Genomic DNA, 15,515 nt, shown 5'->3' with positions numbered 1-15,515 from the left:
TTGGCGCCATGATATCTGCCATGCCATTATGTTTGAGTAAGGCTACAGCTTCAGACGCGCCGCGACGTCCCCATCCTGCGCGGCTGTCGGGTTCAGGGTCCGGGATGGATGATCGGTGTGTCGACAATGCTTGCCTTGTCGGTTGGCCGGGATCATCCCGCCGCTGGCATTCTCGGAACGCCGCCGCCGTCCGCTGCCGGCGCGCTGGAGGGGCAAAAGCGCGTCGGCTCAGCGGCGCTGCAGCACGTAGCTGTTCTCGAAGCCGTGGGCGCAGCCGAGCACGTGGAAGTCGCCGAAGTAGCCGGCGGCGCGCAGCAGGTCCACGGCCGGGCCGACCTCCGGCGAGTATTCCCAGTCGCCGTAGTCGTCGAACACCACGAACCCGCCGGAGACGACACTCGGTCCGTACAGTAGGAAATCCAGCAGCACATTGCGCCCGGTGTGCCCGCCGTCGATGTGCAACAGCGCTACCTTCGGCTCCATGGCGTAGAAATGCTCGGCGCAGAACTCCGAATAGCCGCGGATGAAGCGCGCATTGGGCAGCAACTGTTGCCGGTAGTGGTTGAATTCCTCGAACTGGTTCGGCAACGCGAACGGATCCATGCCGATCACCCGGCGCTCGCGCCCGCAGACCTCGTTCATCAGCACCAGCGACTTGCCCTTCCAGACCCCGATCTCCACCAGGTCGCCCGGCACGCTCTCCAGCAGCAGGCACAGGTAGCCCAGCAGCCGCACATGGTCGTGGAAGGACAGCTCGCGCCGCTCCATCGCGTGCTCGGCCGGCAGGCTGGCCTGGGCCTGGACGAAGTGGTCGCCGATCAGGTCCCAGACCCGCTGGACGCAAACGCCTTCCGCCGCCTGCGCCTCGATGAAGCGGTTGAGTTCCTGGATGGTGAGCATGCGGTCTCCGGCGGAAGGCGCCGGTGTCCACCACCGGCCTGCGGCAGGATAGTAGCCGTACACGCCCGCCGCGCCACTGGACATCGCCGCCGCGGTGCGCTTTGCTTGCAGGCTCCCCCATTCATGGGCGGCGCCGCCTGCGTGGCGCCGCTGTCGGACGAGCATGCATTCGATCGAAGTGGTCTTGGCGATGTTGCTGGCGGTGGTCGCCAGCGGCTACCTGGTGCGCGTCCTGCCGTTCTCGCTGCCGCTGCCGCTGGTGCAGATCGGCCTGGGCGCGATCATCGCCGGGGTGTTCAAGAAGGGCTATGCGCTGGAGCCGGAGCTGTTCTTCCTGCTGTTCCTGCCGCCGCTGCTGTTCCTGGACGGCTGGCGCATCCCCAAGCAGGGCCTGTTCCGCGACAAGGGCGTGATCCTCGAACTGGCGCTGGGCCTGGTGGTGTTCACGGTGCTCGGCGCCGGCTTCCTGATCCACTGGATGATCCCGACCATGCCGCTGGCGGTGGCGTTCGCGCTGGCCGCGGTGGTGTCGCCGACCGATCCGATCGCGGTGTCCTCGATCGCCGCGCGCGCGCCGATCCCCAAGCGGCTGATGCACATCCTGGAAGGCGAGTCGCTGCTCAACGACGCGTCCGGCCTGGTCTGCTTCCAGTTCGCGGTGGCCGCGGCGATCACCGGCACGTTCTCGCTGGCCGATGCCTCGCTGACCTTCCTGTGGGTGGCGCTGGTCGGCGTGGCCGCCGGCATCGCGGTGGTGGTGGGCACCAGCCTGGCGCAGCGCTGGGTGTGGCGCCAGGTCGGCGAGGAGCCGGGCGCGGCGATCCTGGTCAACCTGCTGCTGCCGTTCGCCGCCTACCTGCTGGCCGAGGCGATCAACGCCTCGGGCATCCTCGCCGCGGTCGCCGCCGGTATCGCCATGAGCTACGTGGAGCTGAGCGGCCGTGCCCCGGGCAGCATGCGCGTGCAGCGCTCGGCGGTGTGGGACATGGTCCAGTTCACCCTCAACGGCATCATGTTCGTGCTGCTCGGCGAGCAGCTGCCGGGCATCGTGCAGGGCGCCATGCACAACATGGACGAGGCCGGGCACCTGAATCCGTGGTGGCTGCCCGCCTACGCGCTGGCGATCTACGTCGGCCTGCTGCTGCTGCGCTTTTTGTGGGTGTGGCTGTCGCTGCGCTGGACCCTGCTCAAGGCGCGCCGCCGCGGCGAGGACCGGCAGAGCCCGCCGTGGCGGATCGTGGTGGCGACCTCGCTGGCCGGCGTGCGCGGCGCGATCACCCTGGCCGGCGTGTTGACCCTGCCGCTGGCCCTGCCCAGCGGCGCCGCGTTTCCGGCGCGCGACCTGGCGATCTTTCTGGCCAGCGCGGTGATCGTCACCTCGCTGCTGGTCGCCAGCATCGGGCTGCCGCGGCTGCTGCGCGGCCTGGCGTTGCCGGAAGAACCCAACGACCAGCGGGAAGAGGACCTGGCGCGGCGCGAGTCCTCGCGCGCGGCGCTGGCGGCGGTGGAGAAGCTGCGCCAGCGGCTGGTGCAGGACAGCGAGCACGCCGATCTCTACAACGAGGCCGCCAACCGGGTCAGCGCGCTGTACCAGCGCCATCTCGACCACGGCGAGGCGATGGAGAGCGATCCGGAGGAGGCGCGGCGCCTGGACGCGGTGCTGCGCCAGCTGCGCCACGCCGGCCTGCAGGCCGAACGCCAGGAATTGTTCAAGCTGACCCGCCAGCGCAAGATCTCCGACGAGATCGCGCGCCGGCTGATCCGCAATTTGGATCTGCTGGAGGCGCGGCGCAAGAGCTAAGGGCCGGGAGTGGGGAGTCGGGATTCGGGATTCGTGAAAGCGGGTTCCTGGTGCCGTCCCAGCTCGCGCCGGCTTGGTGTTCTTCGCCCTCTGCCCTCCATGGCGCACGCTGGCCTACGCCTCTGGCGCTGCATGATCAGTCGTAAGCCCCGCGGCTAGCGCATCGCGCTAGGCGTCCTCGACCAGCGGCGGCAGCCGCCTGCGGACCGGGGTCGACTTCACGATGGCGGAATTGGTTTCGGCGCGATCGGTGACTTTTGCCAGGATGCTGTCCAGGTGCTCGATGTCGCGCAGGTACAGCCGGCAGATGAAGCAGTCTTCGCCGGTCACCTTGTCGCACTCGACGAATTCCGGAATGCGCTGCAACAGTTCCTCCACCAGGTGCAACTGCCCTGGCAGCGGTTTGACTCGCACGATCGCCTGCAAGGTGTAGCCGAGCGCGCGCGGGTCCAGTTCGACCGTGAATCCGGCGATCACGCCCTGGTGCTGCAGCCGGCGCACGCGGTCGGCGGTGGCCGGCGCCGACAGGCCGATCTGCCTGGCCAGCTCGCTGGTCGCCATGCGCGCATCCTGCGCCAGCGCGGCGAGGATGGCGCGGTCGATCGCGTCGAGCGGGGCGACGGCGGGTGGGGAAAGGCGGTTTTGCATAGCGACCTTTGTTTCGCAGGAAGATTGCGGAATAAGCCTAAGTTTAAGCATGTTTTCGTGGAATCCCGGTTTCTACAATGGCTGTCGTTCGCAGCGTTGAAAGGAACCGGGATGGCGTCCAACGAAATTCGCCGTGGTGCGGCCGAGATGGTCGTGGCCATGCTCATGTCCGGCACCATCGGCTGGCTGGTGATGTCGTCACGACAGTCGCCGGTCAACGTGGTGTTCTTCCGCTGCGTGTTCGGCGCGGCTACCCTGCTCATCCTTTGCGCGGCGCTGGGCCTGCTGCGCCGCAAGGCGTTCTCGCCGCGGATGCTGGCGCTGGTGCTGCTCGGCAGCGTCACCATCGTGGCGAACTGGCTGCTGCTGTTCGCCGCATACGGCCGCGCCTCGATTTCGATGGCCACCGCCGTCTACAACACGCAGCCATTCATGCTGGTCGGACTCGGCGCGATCGTGTTCCGCGAGCGCATCAGCGCCTCGACCGTGGCGTGGCTGGCGGTGGCGTTCGTCGGCTTGGTGGGCGTGGTACGCATCGCGCCGGCGGTGCTCGCGGTGCCGGGCGAATACCTGCAGGGCGTCGCGCTGGCGCTGGGCGCCGCATTTCTGTACGCGGTGTCGTCGATCATCACCAAGCACCTGAAAGGCACGCCGCCGCACCTGCTCGCGCTGTTGCAACTCGGGATCGGCATCGTGTTGCTGGCGCCGTTCGCGCACTTCGATGCACTGCCTTCCACCCGGGGCCAGTGGCTGGATCTGGTCGTGCTCGGGGTGGTCAACACCGGCGTGATGTACGTGCTGCTGTACGGCGCGATCCAGAAACTGCCCACCGCGATGATCGGGGCGCTGTCGTTCATCTATCCGGTGGTGGCGATCGTGGTCGATCGCATCGCCTTCGGGCAGTCGCTGGCGTGGACGCAGGTGCTCGGGGCGCTGCTGATCCTGCTGGCGGCGGCCGGGGTCAACTTCGGCTGGCGCGTGCTGCCCTTGCCGCGCCCTGCGCGACCGGCCACCGGCACCCTCGATCCCGGCGAACGCTAGCCGGCGTTCGGCGCGGCGACCACGGCGGCGTCGTCAGCGTTTGCAGGCACTGGCTGGCGCACTGTCCCGCATCCGGGAGAGTGCTTCCGCCGGATCGGGATTTATCCATCACGACCGGGCTTCTACCCTGGGGGCCGTACCGCAGTCGCTGCGCCGCCCAGGGAGTTCCCGTGTCGCCGATCATTTCCGTGCAACAGCTCACCAAGACCTACGCCGGGGGCTTCCAGGCGCTCAAGGGCATCGACCTGGAGATCCGCCGCGGCGAGATCTTCGCCCTGCTCGGTCCCAACGGCGCCGGCAAGACCACGCTGATCAGCATCGTCTGCGGCCTGGTCACGCCCAGCAGCGGCCGGGTGCTGGCCGACGGCCACGACATCGTGCGCGACTACCGCGCCGCGCGCAGCAAGATCGGCCTGGTGCCGCAGGAGCTGGCCACCGATGCGTTCGAGACGGTGTGGGCGACGGTGCGCTTCAGCCGCGGCCTGTTCGGCAAGCCGCGCGACGACGCCCACCTGGAGCGGGTGCTGCGCGAACTGTCGCTGTGGGACAAGCGCGGCAGCAAGATCTCCACCTTGTCCGGCGGCATGAAGCGGCGCGTGCTGATCGCCAAGGCGCTGGCGCACGAGCCGTCCATCCTGTTCCTGGACGAACCCACCGCCGGCGTCGACGTGGAGTTGCGCCACGACATGTGGCAGATGGTGCGGCGCCTGCGCGAGCAGGGCACCACCATCATCCTGACCACGCACTACATCGAGGAGGCCGAGGACATGGCCGACCGCGTCGGCGTGGTCGCCCGCGGCGAACTGCTGCTGGTGGAGGACAAGCGCACGCTGATGCGCAAACTCGGCAAGAAGCAACTGGCGCTGACCCTGCAGGCGCCGCTGCCGGCGTTGCCGCCGGCGCTGGCGGCGCAGCCGCTGGAACTGTCCGCCGACGGCGCGACGCTCACCTACACCTACGACGCGCAGGCCGCGCAGACCGGCATCGGCCCGCTGCTGCGGCAACTGGAGGCGCAGGGCGTGGAGATCAAGGATCTGCAGTCCAGCGAGAGTTCGCTGGAGGAGATCTTCGTCAACCTGGTGCGGCCGGCCGCCGCCGCTGCGGAGGTGCGCGCATGAACCTGCACGCGATCGCCGCGATCTACCGCTTCGAGATGGCGCGCACCTTCCGCACGCTGACCCAGTCCATCGCCTCGCCGGTGCTGTCGACCTCGCTGTACTTCGTGGTGTTCGGCGCGGCGATCGGCTCGCGCATGGGCGCCATCGACGGCATCAGCTACGGTGCCTACATCATCCCCGGGCTGGTGATGCTGTCGCTGCTCAGCGAAAGCATCTCCAACGCCTCGTTCGGCATCTACATGCCGCGCTGGGCCGGCACCATCTACGAGGTGCTGTCGGCGCCGGTAGCGTGGTGGGAGGTGGTGATCGGCTACGTCGGCGCGGCGGCGAGCAAATCGGTGCTGCTGGGTTTGCTGATCCTGCTCACCGCGCGCGCCTTCGTGCCGTACGAGATTGCCCATCCGCTGTGGATGTTCGGCTTCCTGGTGCTGACCGCGCTGACCTTCAGCCTGTTCGGCTTCATCATCGGCGTGTGGGCCGACGGCTTCGAGAAGCTGCAGGTGATCCCGCTGATGGTGATCACGCCGCTGACCTTCCTCGGCGGCAGCTTCTACTCGATCAACATGCTGCCGCCGCTGTGGCAGAAGATCAGCCTGTTCAACCCGGTGGTGTATCTGGTCAGCGGCTTCCGCTGGGCGTTCTACGGCAAGGCCGACGTGCACATCGCGGTCAGCGTGGGCATGACCCTGGGATTCCTGGCGCTGTGCCTGGGCGTGATCTGGGCGATCTTCCGCAGCGGCTACCGGCTCAAGCCCTGAGGCGGTAGCCGGGGCCGCTGCGTGCGGCCGGCCACCGCAATGTGCCGGCAGGCGCTGTGCCTGTCGGCGGTCGCGCTTACTTGGCGTCGAGCCAGAAGGCTTCGACCTGGCCCTTGACCTTCATGGTCATCGGGTTGCCGCGGCGGTCGCGTGCCTTGCCGACCTGCACGCGGATCCAGCCTTCGCTGATCGAGTATTCCTCGACGTTGTCGCGCTCCACGCCATTGAAGCGGATGCCGACGCCGCGCGACAGCGTCTCGGCATCGTGGAAGGGGCTCTGCGGGCTGACCGCCAGGCGGTCGGGGGGCGTGTCGGACATCGTGGTGGCTTCGCGTGGCGGCAGACAGCGCCGTCTTCCGGGCTGCGAAGGATAAACGCCCGCGGCGCCGTTGCCGAGTTCCGCGCTTCCGTCGTCGCGCCGGGCGCGGCACACTGGCGGCCCCCGTGATGCCTGATGCGCCGCCATGCCCGACAACAGCGCCGACTACGACGATCCCGACGACCTGTTCGACGACGACGACGATCCGGACACACAGCAGGGCCTGATCTGGAACCTGTTGCTGCTGATCAACCCGGGCGACGAGGAAAGCGCGCTGCGCCAGTTCGACGCCTACCGCGAGGCCGCTGGCGAGGCAGAGCGCGAAAACGCCGATTGGCTGTGGACGCTGAAGGACGCGATCGACTGGCGCGCGGGCTTCTACGTCGACGGTCACGACTGCGAGGCGCTGATCGGCGCGATCGACGAACTGGCCGCGCGCTGGAACCTGCGCATCGACTGGGGCGGCGACATCGACGACGCCGATTTCCTGGAGGATCACGACAGCGCCTCGCTGCTGGCCGTGGCCTACGATCGCCTGCGCGAGCACGGCTACAGCATCTGGTGCTGGGACGCCGGCAGCGAGATCCGCGCCGGCTGGATGGCGCTCAGCCGCGACGACCAGGACATGCAGCGCCTGGCTGCGATCCTGGGCATCGACCTGCGCCCGGGCAGCGATCCGTTCTAGGCAGACGTCAGTCGGCGCTGCGGGCGTGCTGTAGGAGCGGCTTCAGCCGCGACAGGCTTTCCCGGGAACGCCAGTCGCGGCTGAAGCCGCTCCTACGAAAAGCGCGTTGGCGGACGCGGTGGCATCGCTCACTGCGCCTCGCCGCGCGCCTGCGCACGCGCATGGCGGATCAGGGCTTTCAGCAGTTCGCGATCGCTGTGCCGCGACACCGGCACCGCGCCCAGGCGGATCGCTTCGTCGCGCAGGGGCGCCGGCACGTCGTAGTGCGCGCCGCTGAGCTTGTTCTGGAAGGCGCGGCGGGGAATGCCCAGCCGCGCCGCCATGGCGTGCAGTTCGTCCAGCGTGTCGGCGAGCAGGTGACCCCAGCGCTGGCCGCGCCAGGGATGCACCGCGTCGTCGATGTAGACCGCCATCGGGTCCGGTCAGGCCGGCTTGTGCGTGCCGTCGGCATCCGCCGCGGCGTCAGGCGCCGCGCTGCTGTCGGCCTGCGCCGGCGCGGCACCGGTCGTCTCCGGCGCGTCGTCCGCGTCGGTCCCGTCCTCGTCCTCGTCCGCATTCTCTGTCGCGCCGTCGCCAGCCGCGAACTCGGCGACCAGCGCGTCCAGGTACTCGGCCGGGGTCTGGCTGGCCTCGGCCGCCAGCGCGTCGATCATCTGCTGCAGCTGCGTCGAGTATTCCAGGGTGATGGTGTTGCCTTCCTGCTCCTGCAGGTTGGCCAGGTGCTTGAGCATCGCCAGCATCGGCACTGGATTGTCGGCATTGCCCATGGTCTGGCCGCCGACCGCCAGCAACCACTGGCGTCCCTGCAGGCCGATCGCGGCCAGCACGCGGCCGCTCTGGTCCTGCAGCACGGCGTGGTTGGCGATGGGCTGCTCGCGGCCCAGGCGGGCGAAGGGGCGCGGCGACTGCTGCTTCTTGCGCTTGTCGCGCTTGGCTTTGGATTGCTTGGACACGGCGGTCTCGTTGGCGAAGTGGCGGCCATTGTAAGCGCCGCGCCGTGTACGGTCCTGCCGGGCCAGCGCGGCGGGAGCGCCGCCGGCACGTCCGGGTACACCGAGATCAGCGTGCGCTGGCCGCTTCGGCCCCGCCGCTGCCCGCGGCGGCCGTCACCGGTGCGCCGCCGTTGATGCTGCGCAAGGCGTCGCGTGCGGCGGCGGCCGCGGCCTCCGGCGAGGTCGTGCGCGGCTTGGCGATCTGCACCGAGGCCTTGGCCGGTGTCGCAGCCGGTGCCGCCGGTGCCGCGCCAGGCGTGGCGGCAGGCGCCGCCGCGGGCGCGCCCTTGCCCGCGGCCGGTGTTGCGGCCGCTTCCGTCGCCGCGGCGCTCAGGTCCGGCACCTTGGTGTCGGCATCGGATTGCACCGTGCCCAGGGCGACGCTGTGGTCGCCATCGGCCGTGGCGGCATCCTCGGCATCCTTGGTCATCACCACGATGCTGATGCGGCGGTTGATCGGGTTGTTCGGCACCTGCTTGTCGAACAGCACCGACGAGGACAGCCCGACCACGCGCGAGACCTTGTCCTCGCCCATGCCGCCGGCGACCAGCTCGCGGCGCGCGGCGTTGGCGCGGTCCGCGCTCAGCTCCCAGTTGCTGTAGCCGTTCTTGCCGCTGTACTGGGTGACGTCGGTATGGCCGGTGATGCTGATGTGGTTGGGCACCTGGTTGATGAAGCCGGACAGCTCGTGGAGGATGCCGCGGGTATAGGGCTTGAGCACCGCGCTGCCGAGGTCGAACATCGGCCGGTTTTCCTTGTCCACGATCTGGATGCGCAGGCCGTCCGGGGTCAGGTCCAGCAGCAGCTGGTCCTTGAACGGCTCCAGCGCCTGGCTCTTGTCGATGGCTTGCTTCAGTTCCTGCATCAGCGTTTCCAGGCGCTCCTTTTCCTTCTCGCGCTGGCTGCTCTTGCTGTTGTCGTCGCCCTTCAGGCTCTTGCTGCCGAACGGATCCTTGTTGTTGCCGCGCTGCATTTCGCCGGCGCCGCCGAGCTTGATCATCGAGGTGCTGGCGCCGCCGGGGCCGGCCATGCCGGGGCTCGGCGCCGGGCTCTTGCCGGCCAGCGGGCTGGGATTGCGGAAGTATTCGGCGATCGCCGCGCGCTGTTCCTTGGTGGTGGCCGCGACCAGCCACAGCACCAGGAAGAACGCCATCATCGCGGTCACGAAGTCGGCATAGGCCACCTTCCACGCGCCGCCGTGGTGGCCGCCGCCCTGGACCTTCTTGACCCGGCGGATGACGACGGTGGGCTTGGTCTCGGCCATGGCGGCGTTACTTGATCGTCTTCAGATGCGTTTCGAAATCGGCGAAGCTCGGCCGCACGTCGGTCGGCAGGGTCTTGCGCGCGAATTCGAGGGCGATCTTCGGGTTGTAGCCGCGCAGGCAGGCCAGCAGCGCGGTCTTCACCGATTCGAAGATGCGGCTGTCCTGCTCGGCGCGCGCTTCCATCGCCGCCGACAGCGGCGAGACGAAGCCGTAAGCCATCAGGATGCCGAGGAAGGTGCCGACCAACGCCGCGCCGACGTGGTGGCCGATCTCCTCGATCGGGCCGCCGATCGCGCCCATGGTGATCACGATGCCCAGTACCGCGGCGACGATGCCGAAGCCGGGCAGGCCGTCGGACACCTTGCTCAGCGCATGGGCCGGCGCCATCGCCTCGTGGTGGTGCTTCTCCAGCTCCAGTTCCAGCAGCGGTTCCAGTTCGTGCGGCTCGATGTTGCTGCCGATCATCAGGCGCAGGCAGTCGGTGATGAAGTCGAGCAGGTGATGGTCGGCCAGCACCTTCGGGTAGTTGCCGAAGATCGCGCTGTCGGCCGGCCGCTCGACGTGGTCTTCCAGGGCCATGAAGCCGTCGCGGCGCGCCTTGTTCAGCAGTTCGTAGATCAGGGTCAGGGTGCTGCGATAGTCGTCGGACTTGTACTTCGGACCCTTGAACACCCCCATCACGTCGGCGATGGTGGCCTTGACGATCTTGCCCGGGGTGCTGACCAGGAACGCGCCCAGCGCCGCGCCACCGATGATCATCAGCTCGTAGGGCTGCCACAGCGCGCCGAGTTTGCCGTGCGACAGCACGTAGCCGCCGACCACGCTGATGATGACGACGATGAAGCCAACGATGATGAGCATGGCGGGGCAGCCTGCGGGCCGAAGCGGGGACGCCCTAGATGTCGGCCCCGCGGCGCCATTCTGAAGGTGTGAACTGTGCCGGCTTTTTGGCGATGTGGGTGGCGGACCGGGTGCTCAGCCGGTCATGCCGCTGTCGTGGCGGACGCATTTGAGCGTCTCGCCCACACCCGCCAGGGTCAGCGTGGCCTGGTCCGGCTGCGACTGCCAGAAGGTGTTTCCCAGTGCGTCGGCGTAGCGCGCGCCGGTGGCGGTGCCGGCATCGGTGCGCTGCATGTCCAGGCGGGTGCCGCGCACCTGCAGGGCCAGGCGCTCGCGCGCCGGATCGGCCGCCGCCTGCACCAGTTCCTCGCCGCAGCGCCATTGCATGGGCAGGGCATCGGCCTGCAGGCCGGGCGCGGCGGCGGGCGAAGACGTGGCCGCTGTCGGCGTGGTCTGCGCCGGCGGCGGGGTGGGGCTGCGCTGGCAGGCGCTCAGGGCCAGTGGCAGGAGCAGGAGGGGAAGCAACGGGGTACGCATACCGGTGGTCTCCCTATGGCGGCGCGGCTGCGCCGGAATCAGGCCGGTTCGGTCTCGCCGCCGGCGCGGTGCAGCGGGTTGGGCAACGCCTGGCCCTGTTCGGTGAACTGCAGCGAGATCGAGTTCAGGCAGTGGCGCTCGCCGCTCGGCGGCGGGCCGTCCGGGAACACGTGGCCGAGATGGCTGTCGCAGCGGGCGCAGACGATCTCGGTGCGGATCATGCCGTGGCTGGTGTCGCGTATCTCGCGCACGTGGTCGGGGTGGTAGGGCGCGAAGAAGCTCGGCCAGCCGGTGCCGGAATCGAACTTGGCGCTGGAGCGGAACAGCGGCAGTCCGCACAGCCGGCAGGTGTAGACGCCCTCCAGCTTGTTGTCCAGGAACACGCCGCAGAACGGCGCTTCGGTACCGTGCTGCAGCAGCACCCGGCGTTCCTCCACGTTCAGGTCGCCGATCAGGCGCTCGCGCTCGGCAGTGGTGGGAGGCGTGAGGTCGAATCGGCTCATGGCGGGACCCGTGGCTGGAAGAGGGGGAAAACAACATGAGGGCTGTACGCGGCGGATCAAGCGCGCCGTACCGCGTCGACGCGGCCTCGGCGATGCGCTAGCGTGGAACGCTCCCCCGGCCCATCGACGGAGCCACCGTGAACCGCTTGCTGCCCTGCGTTGCCATCGCCCTGCTCGTGCCGGCGCTTGCCGTCGCGCAGAGTCTTCAGCCAGTCCCCGGCGCACCGGCCGGCAATCGCGACGCCAATACCCTGCAGTCCGCGCCGCCGCCGGCGCCCTCGGTGGCCAGTCGTCTCGACGAGCGTCCGCCGGCTTCGGCAACCAGCCCCAAGGCCACGCCGGTGCCGTCCAACCTGGACGACCGACAAGGAAAGACTCGGCACACGCGCCCGGCCAGCCCGGCAGTGCCTGCGGCCGCGGTCGCCGACCCCTCCGCACGCCGTCCGGTGCGCCTCTACGACCGCAGCGGGCAGGTGATCCCCGGAGCGATGCAGGTCGGCCCGAACCGCGCGCTGGACACCCGCACCGGCCGTTACTACGACACCGTCCCCAGCGGCGACGGCGTGCGCATCCAGGAGTGATGCGCTTGCACCCGGGCGACGAACGCACGGCGAACGCCGCGTGGCCGCCATCCTCACAAATCGGTTTCTAGACTGGCGTACCGGCCGCGATTGCCGCGGCGCCATGTTTCGCAGGAGAACCGATGAGCAAGCTTCCCGACAACACCCTGATCGTCGTCGCCGACCGCACCAGCGCGCGCCTGTTCCGGGTCAACCTGGCCGGCGAGACCGCCCTGCTGGAGCAGACCGAAGTGCTGAATCCGACGCCGATCGAGGGCGTGGAGGACGGCGACCGGCCGATGACCATGGATGAGGCCGGGTTCGTGCGCCAGGTGGCCGAGCGCCTGTACCAGGATGCGTTGCGCGGGCAGGTGGAGCACCTGATGCTGGTCGCCGACCCGCACACGCTGGGGCAGCTGCGGCCGCTGTTGCACAAGGAGGTCCAGAAGCGGGTGGTGGCCGAACTGGCCAAGAACCACGCCAATTCCTCGCGCGACGATCTCGAGAAGCTGCTGGTCTCCTGACCTGCGCCCCGCGCGAAACGCTCAGTCGGCGATCGGCAGGCTGAGCGTTTCTTTCACTTCCTCCATCACGATGTAGCTCTTGGACTCGCGCACGTGCGGCAGGGTCAGCAGGGTGCTGCCCAGCAGCTTGCGGTAGGACGCCATCTCGCTGATGCGCGCCTTGAGCAGGTAGTCGAAGTCGCCCGAGACCAGGTGGCATTCGAGCACGTTCGGCAGCTTCAGCGCGGCGCGGCGGAACTCCTCGAAGATGTCGCCGGACTTGTAGGCCAGGCTGATCTCCACGAACACCAGTAGGCTGGCCTTGAGATAGTGCGGGTCCAGCCGCGCGTAGTAGCCGGTGATGGCGCCGTCGCGTTCCAGCCGGCGTACCCGCTCGGTGCACGGGGTGGTCGACAGGCCGACCCGCTCGCCCAGTTCGGTGAAGGAGATGCGCCCTTCCTGCTGCAGGATGCGTAGGATCTTGCGGTCGATCTTGTCTAGTTCGCGGAGGCGTGCGGCCATGCGGGCGGGTCTCAGGGGTTTGGCCTGCTGGGGTGGCGGAAGTCAGGGGAAAATCCTGGGTTGCGCTGCCTATACTGCACCGAACTTCTGCCCTGGCGCCATCCAGCCAGGGAATTGATCCGAACGGAGTAGGCGCATGCGGGTTCTGGTTCTCGGCAGCGGTGTGATCGGCACGGCCACGGCGTGGTATCTGGCCCGCAGCGGCTGCGAGGTGACGGTGGTCGACCGCCAACCGGCGGCCGGGCTGGAGACCAGCTACGCCAATGCCGGCCAGGTCTCGCCCGGCTACGCGTCGCCGTGGGCGGCGCCGGGGGTGCCGCTGAAGGCGCTGAAATGGCTGTTCCAGCGCCATGCGCCGCTGGCGATCACGCCGACCGCCGACCTGCAGCAGTACCTGTGGCTGGCGCAGATGCTGCGCAATTGCACCGCCGAGAGCTATGCGATCAACAAGGCGCGGATGGTGCGCCTGTCCGAGTACAGCCGCGACTGCCTGGACCAGCTGCGCGCCGAGACCGGCATCGCCTACGAAGGCCGCCAGCTCGGCACCACCCAACTGTTCCGCACCCAGCAGCAACTGGACGGCGCGGCCAAGGACATCGAGGTGCTGCGCGAGTACGGCGTGCCCTACGAACTGCTGGACCGTGCCGGCATCGCCCGGGTCGAGCCGGCCCTGGCCAGCGCACCGGCGACCCTGGTCGGCGCGCTGCGCCTGCCCAACGACCAGACCGGCGACTGTCGCCTGTTCACCCAGCGCCTGGCGGCGATGGCGGCTGCGGCCGGCGTGCAGTTCCGGCAGGGCGAGACCATCGAGGCACTGCAGGCCGATGGCGATCGCATCGACGGCGTGCGCATCGGCGGCCGGCTGGAGCGCGCCGACCGCTACGTGGTCGCGCTGGGCAGCTATTCGCCCGGCCTGCTGGCGCCGCTGGGCATCCGCCTGCCGGTGTACCCGCTGAAGGGCTATTCGCTGACCCTGCCGATCCGCGACGCGGCGTTGGCGCCGACCTCCACCATCCTCGACGAGAGCTACAAGGTCGCGATCACCCGCTTCGACGAGCGTATCCGCGTCGGCGGCATGGCCGAACTGGCCGGCTTCGATCTGTCGCGGCCGGCGCGGCGCCGCGCCACGCTGGAGAAGGTGGTCAACGACCTGTACCCGCACGGCGGCGACCTGGCCGCGGCCGAGTTCTGGACCGGGCTGCGTCCGGCCACCCCGGACGGCACGCCGGTGGTCGGCGCCACCGGCTACCGCAACCTGTTCCTCAACACCGGCCACGGCACGCTGGGCTGGACCATGGCCTGCGGCTCCGGCCGCTACCTGGCCGACCTGATGGTCTCGCGGCAGCCGCAGATCAGCGGCGAGGGCCTGGACATCTTCCGTTACTCCCGCGGTTCCGCCGCGTCCGTCGCCGAGGCCGTCGCGTGCGCCCAGCCCGTGCATTGATCGACCTCGACGCGCTGCGCAACAACTACCGCCTGGCCCGCCAACTGAGCGGCGGCAAGGCACTGGCGGTGGTCAAGGCCGATGCCTACGGGCATGGCGCGGTGGCGTGCGCGCGCGCGCTGGACGGCGAGGCCGACGGCTTCGCGGTGGCCTGCATCGAGGAGGCGCTGGAACTGCGCCAGGCCGGCATCGCCGCGCCGATCCTGCTGCTGGAAGGCATCTTCGACGCCGACGAATTGCCGCTGGTCGCCGAACACCGGCTGTGGTGCGCGGTGGCCTCGCCCTGGCAGGTGGAGGCGATCGCCGCCTTCGCCGCGCCGCAGCCGCTGTGCCTGTGGCTGAAGCTGGACAGCGGCATGCACCGGCTGGGCCTGGCGCCGGAGGAATTCCGCGCCGCGCATGCGCGCCTGAGCGCGTTGCCGCAGGTCGAGCGGCTGGTGCTGATGAGCCACTTCGCCCGTGCCGACGAACTGGACAGCGCACGTACCCGCGAGCAGGTGGAGGTGTTCCGCCAGGCGACTGCCGGCCTGGCCGGCGAGACCAGCCTGTGCAATTCGCCGGCGCTGCTGGGCTGGCCTGAGCTGCACAACGACTGGGGGCGGCCGGGGCTGATGCTGTACGGTGCCGACCCGTTCGCCGCGACGGCGGCACTGCCCGGCGAACTGCGCCCGGTGATGACCCTGCAGTCCAAGGTCATCTCGGTGCGCGACCTGGGGCCGGGTGAGCCGGTCGGCTATGGCGCGCGCTTCGTCGCGGCGCGGCCGACCCGGGTCGGGGTGGTGGCGATCGGTTATGCCGACGGCTATCCGCAGTTCGCGCCCAATGGCACGCCGGTGCTGATCGACGGCGCGCCTGGTGAACTGATCGGGCGCGTGTCGATGGACATGCTGACCGTGGATCTGACCGACCACCCGCAGGCCGGACTCGGCAGCGAGGTGCAGTTGTGGGGCGCGCAGCCGCGTATCGATGCGCTGGCCGGGCGCTGCAACTCCAGCGCCTACCGGTTGCTGTGCGGCCTCAAGCGCGCGCCGCGCACTTATCTCGGCGGTTGACCCGTGCCTGACGGCGCCGGCGCGATG

At 69.3% G+C, this 15,515-nt stretch carries 19 protein-coding genes; 9 read left to right on the top strand and 10 right to left on the bottom strand.

Annotation, left to right across the window (positions count from 1 at the left end):
• Positions 1-228: 228 nt before the first annotated feature.
• On the bottom strand, positions 229-900 hold the full coding sequence (locus QN245_RS18855; RefSeq protein WP_317843888.1) for a class I SAM-dependent methyltransferase: 672 nt from the start codon (positions 898-900) through the stop codon (positions 229-231).
• Positions 901-1,063: 163 nt separating this feature from the next.
• Here QN245_RS18855 and QN245_RS18850 point away from each other — a divergent pair, with 163 nt between their 5' ends.
• Positions 1,064-2,701 carry a Na+/H+ antiporter gene (locus QN245_RS18850; RefSeq protein ID WP_160968144.1) on the top strand — a complete coding sequence of 546 codons (1,638 nt, stop codon included), beginning with the start codon at positions 1,064-1,066 and terminating at the stop codon, positions 2,699-2,701.
• A gap of 168 nt (positions 2,702-2,869) precedes the next feature.
• Here QN245_RS18850 and QN245_RS18845 read toward each other — a convergent pair whose 3' ends face one another.
• The gene (locus QN245_RS18845; RefSeq protein ID WP_160968142.1) at positions 2,870-3,349 is read right to left on the bottom strand and encodes an Lrp/AsnC family transcriptional regulator; all 480 of its coding nucleotides are present in this window, start codon (positions 3,347-3,349) and stop codon (positions 2,870-2,872) included.
• Positions 3,350-3,460: 111 nt separating this feature from the next.
• Between QN245_RS18845 and QN245_RS18840 the strand changes: the two genes are divergently transcribed.
• From QN245_RS18840 to QN245_RS18830, 3 genes are all read left to right on the top strand, one after another.
• Positions 3,461-4,390: a DMT family transporter gene (locus QN245_RS18840; RefSeq protein ID WP_317843887.1), complete on the top strand. Its 930-nt coding sequence runs from the start codon at positions 3,461-3,463 to the stop codon at positions 4,388-4,390.
• A 170-nt stretch (positions 4,391-4,560) separates the two neighbouring features.
• Positions 4,561-5,508 (top strand): ABC transporter ATP-binding protein, encoded by a 948-nt coding sequence (locus QN245_RS18835; RefSeq protein WP_317843886.1) that lies wholly within the window; start codon positions 4,561-4,563, stop codon positions 5,506-5,508.
• Positions 5,505-6,266, top strand: a complete 762-nt coding sequence (locus tag QN245_RS18830) for an ABC transporter permease (protein WP_019798936.1) — start codon at positions 5,505-5,507, stop codon at positions 6,264-6,266. The genes QN245_RS18835 and QN245_RS18830 overlap by 4 nt, the downstream gene beginning before the upstream one ends.
• Before the next feature lie 76 nt (positions 6,267-6,342).
• On the opposite strand, the gene QN245_RS18825 is transcribed toward QN245_RS18830, so the two are convergent.
• Positions 6,343-6,585 (bottom strand): DUF3297 family protein, encoded by a 243-nt coding sequence (locus QN245_RS18825; RefSeq protein WP_048492240.1) that lies wholly within the window; start codon positions 6,583-6,585, stop codon positions 6,343-6,345.
• Positions 6,586-6,730: 145 nt separating this feature from the next.
• Here QN245_RS18825 and QN245_RS18820 point away from each other — a divergent pair, with 145 nt between their 5' ends.
• On the top strand, positions 6,731-7,270 hold the full coding sequence (locus tag QN245_RS18820) for a DUF6630 family protein (protein WP_184644733.1): 540 nt from the start codon (positions 6,731-6,733) through the stop codon (positions 7,268-7,270).
• Between the two features lie 128 nt (positions 7,271-7,398).
• On the opposite strand, the gene QN245_RS18815 is transcribed toward QN245_RS18820, so the two are convergent.
• The 6 genes from QN245_RS18815 to msrB form a co-directional block, all read right to left on the bottom strand.
• Positions 7,399-7,683: a DUF4031 domain-containing protein gene (locus tag QN245_RS18815; RefSeq protein WP_160968132.1), complete on the bottom strand. Its 285-nt coding sequence runs from the start codon at positions 7,681-7,683 to the stop codon at positions 7,399-7,401.
• A gap of 9 nt (positions 7,684-7,692) precedes the next feature.
• Positions 7,693-8,223, bottom strand: a complete 531-nt coding sequence (locus QN245_RS18810) for a hypothetical protein (RefSeq protein ID WP_317843885.1) — start codon at positions 8,221-8,223, stop codon at positions 7,693-7,695.
• A gap of 106 nt (positions 8,224-8,329) precedes the next feature.
• Complete coding sequence (gene motB, locus QN245_RS18805; protein ID WP_317843884.1) at positions 8,330-9,526, bottom strand: flagellar motor protein MotB; 1,197 nt, start codon at positions 9,524-9,526, stop codon at positions 8,330-8,332.
• A gap of 7 nt (positions 9,527-9,533) precedes the next feature.
• On the bottom strand, positions 9,534-10,388 hold the full coding sequence (motA, locus tag QN245_RS18800) for a flagellar motor stator protein MotA (protein ID WP_160968126.1): 855 nt from the start codon (positions 10,386-10,388) through the stop codon (positions 9,534-9,536).
• 114 nt (positions 10,389-10,502) lie between these two features.
• On the bottom strand, positions 10,503-10,904 hold the full coding sequence (locus tag QN245_RS18795; protein ID WP_160968124.1) for an MliC family protein: 402 nt from the start codon (positions 10,902-10,904) through the stop codon (positions 10,503-10,505).
• A 38-nt stretch (positions 10,905-10,942) separates the two neighbouring features.
• Complete coding sequence (gene msrB, locus QN245_RS18790; protein WP_317843883.1) at positions 10,943-11,407, bottom strand: peptide-methionine (R)-S-oxide reductase MsrB; 465 nt, start codon at positions 11,405-11,407, stop codon at positions 10,943-10,945.
• 137 nt (positions 11,408-11,544) lie between these two features.
• Here msrB and QN245_RS18785 point away from each other — a divergent pair, with 137 nt between their 5' ends.
• Both QN245_RS18785 and QN245_RS18780 read left to right on the top strand, forming a co-directional pair.
• On the top strand, positions 11,545-11,988 hold the full coding sequence (locus tag QN245_RS18785; RefSeq protein ID WP_317843882.1) for a hypothetical protein: 444 nt from the start codon (positions 11,545-11,547) through the stop codon (positions 11,986-11,988).
• A gap of 122 nt (positions 11,989-12,110) precedes the next feature.
• On the top strand, positions 12,111-12,491 hold the full coding sequence (locus QN245_RS18780; protein WP_048492458.1) for a baeRF12 domain-containing protein: 381 nt from the start codon (positions 12,111-12,113) through the stop codon (positions 12,489-12,491).
• A gap of 21 nt (positions 12,492-12,512) precedes the next feature.
• On the opposite strand, the gene QN245_RS18775 is transcribed toward QN245_RS18780, so the two are convergent.
• Positions 12,513-12,992 carry an Lrp/AsnC ligand binding domain-containing protein gene (locus tag QN245_RS18775; protein ID WP_017908762.1) on the bottom strand — a complete coding sequence of 160 codons (480 nt, stop codon included), beginning with the start codon at positions 12,990-12,992 and terminating at the stop codon, positions 12,513-12,515.
• A gap of 136 nt (positions 12,993-13,128) precedes the next feature.
• On the opposite strand from QN245_RS18775, the gene QN245_RS18770 reads away from it, so the two are divergent.
• Both QN245_RS18770 and alr read left to right on the top strand, forming a co-directional pair.
• Positions 13,129-14,436, top strand: coding sequence for a D-amino acid dehydrogenase (locus tag QN245_RS18770; protein WP_317843881.1), 1,308 nt, complete (start codon positions 13,129-13,131; stop codon positions 14,434-14,436).
• Entirely contained in the window at positions 14,415-15,488 is a 1,074-nt protein-coding gene (alr, locus tag QN245_RS18765; RefSeq protein WP_160968116.1) for an alanine racemase, read from the top strand. Before QN245_RS18770 ends, alr begins: the two co-directional genes overlap by 22 nt.
• The last annotated feature ends 27 nt before the right edge of the window (positions 15,489-15,515 follow it).

It is taken from the genome of Xanthomonas rydalmerensis (genome assembly GCF_033170385.1).
Classification (GTDB): domain Bacteria; phylum Pseudomonadota; class Gammaproteobacteria; order Xanthomonadales; family Xanthomonadaceae; genus Xanthomonas_A; species Xanthomonas_A rydalmerensis.
Note: the sequence above shows the minus strand (reverse complement) of the source record. Positions and strands in the feature narration are given on the sequence as shown.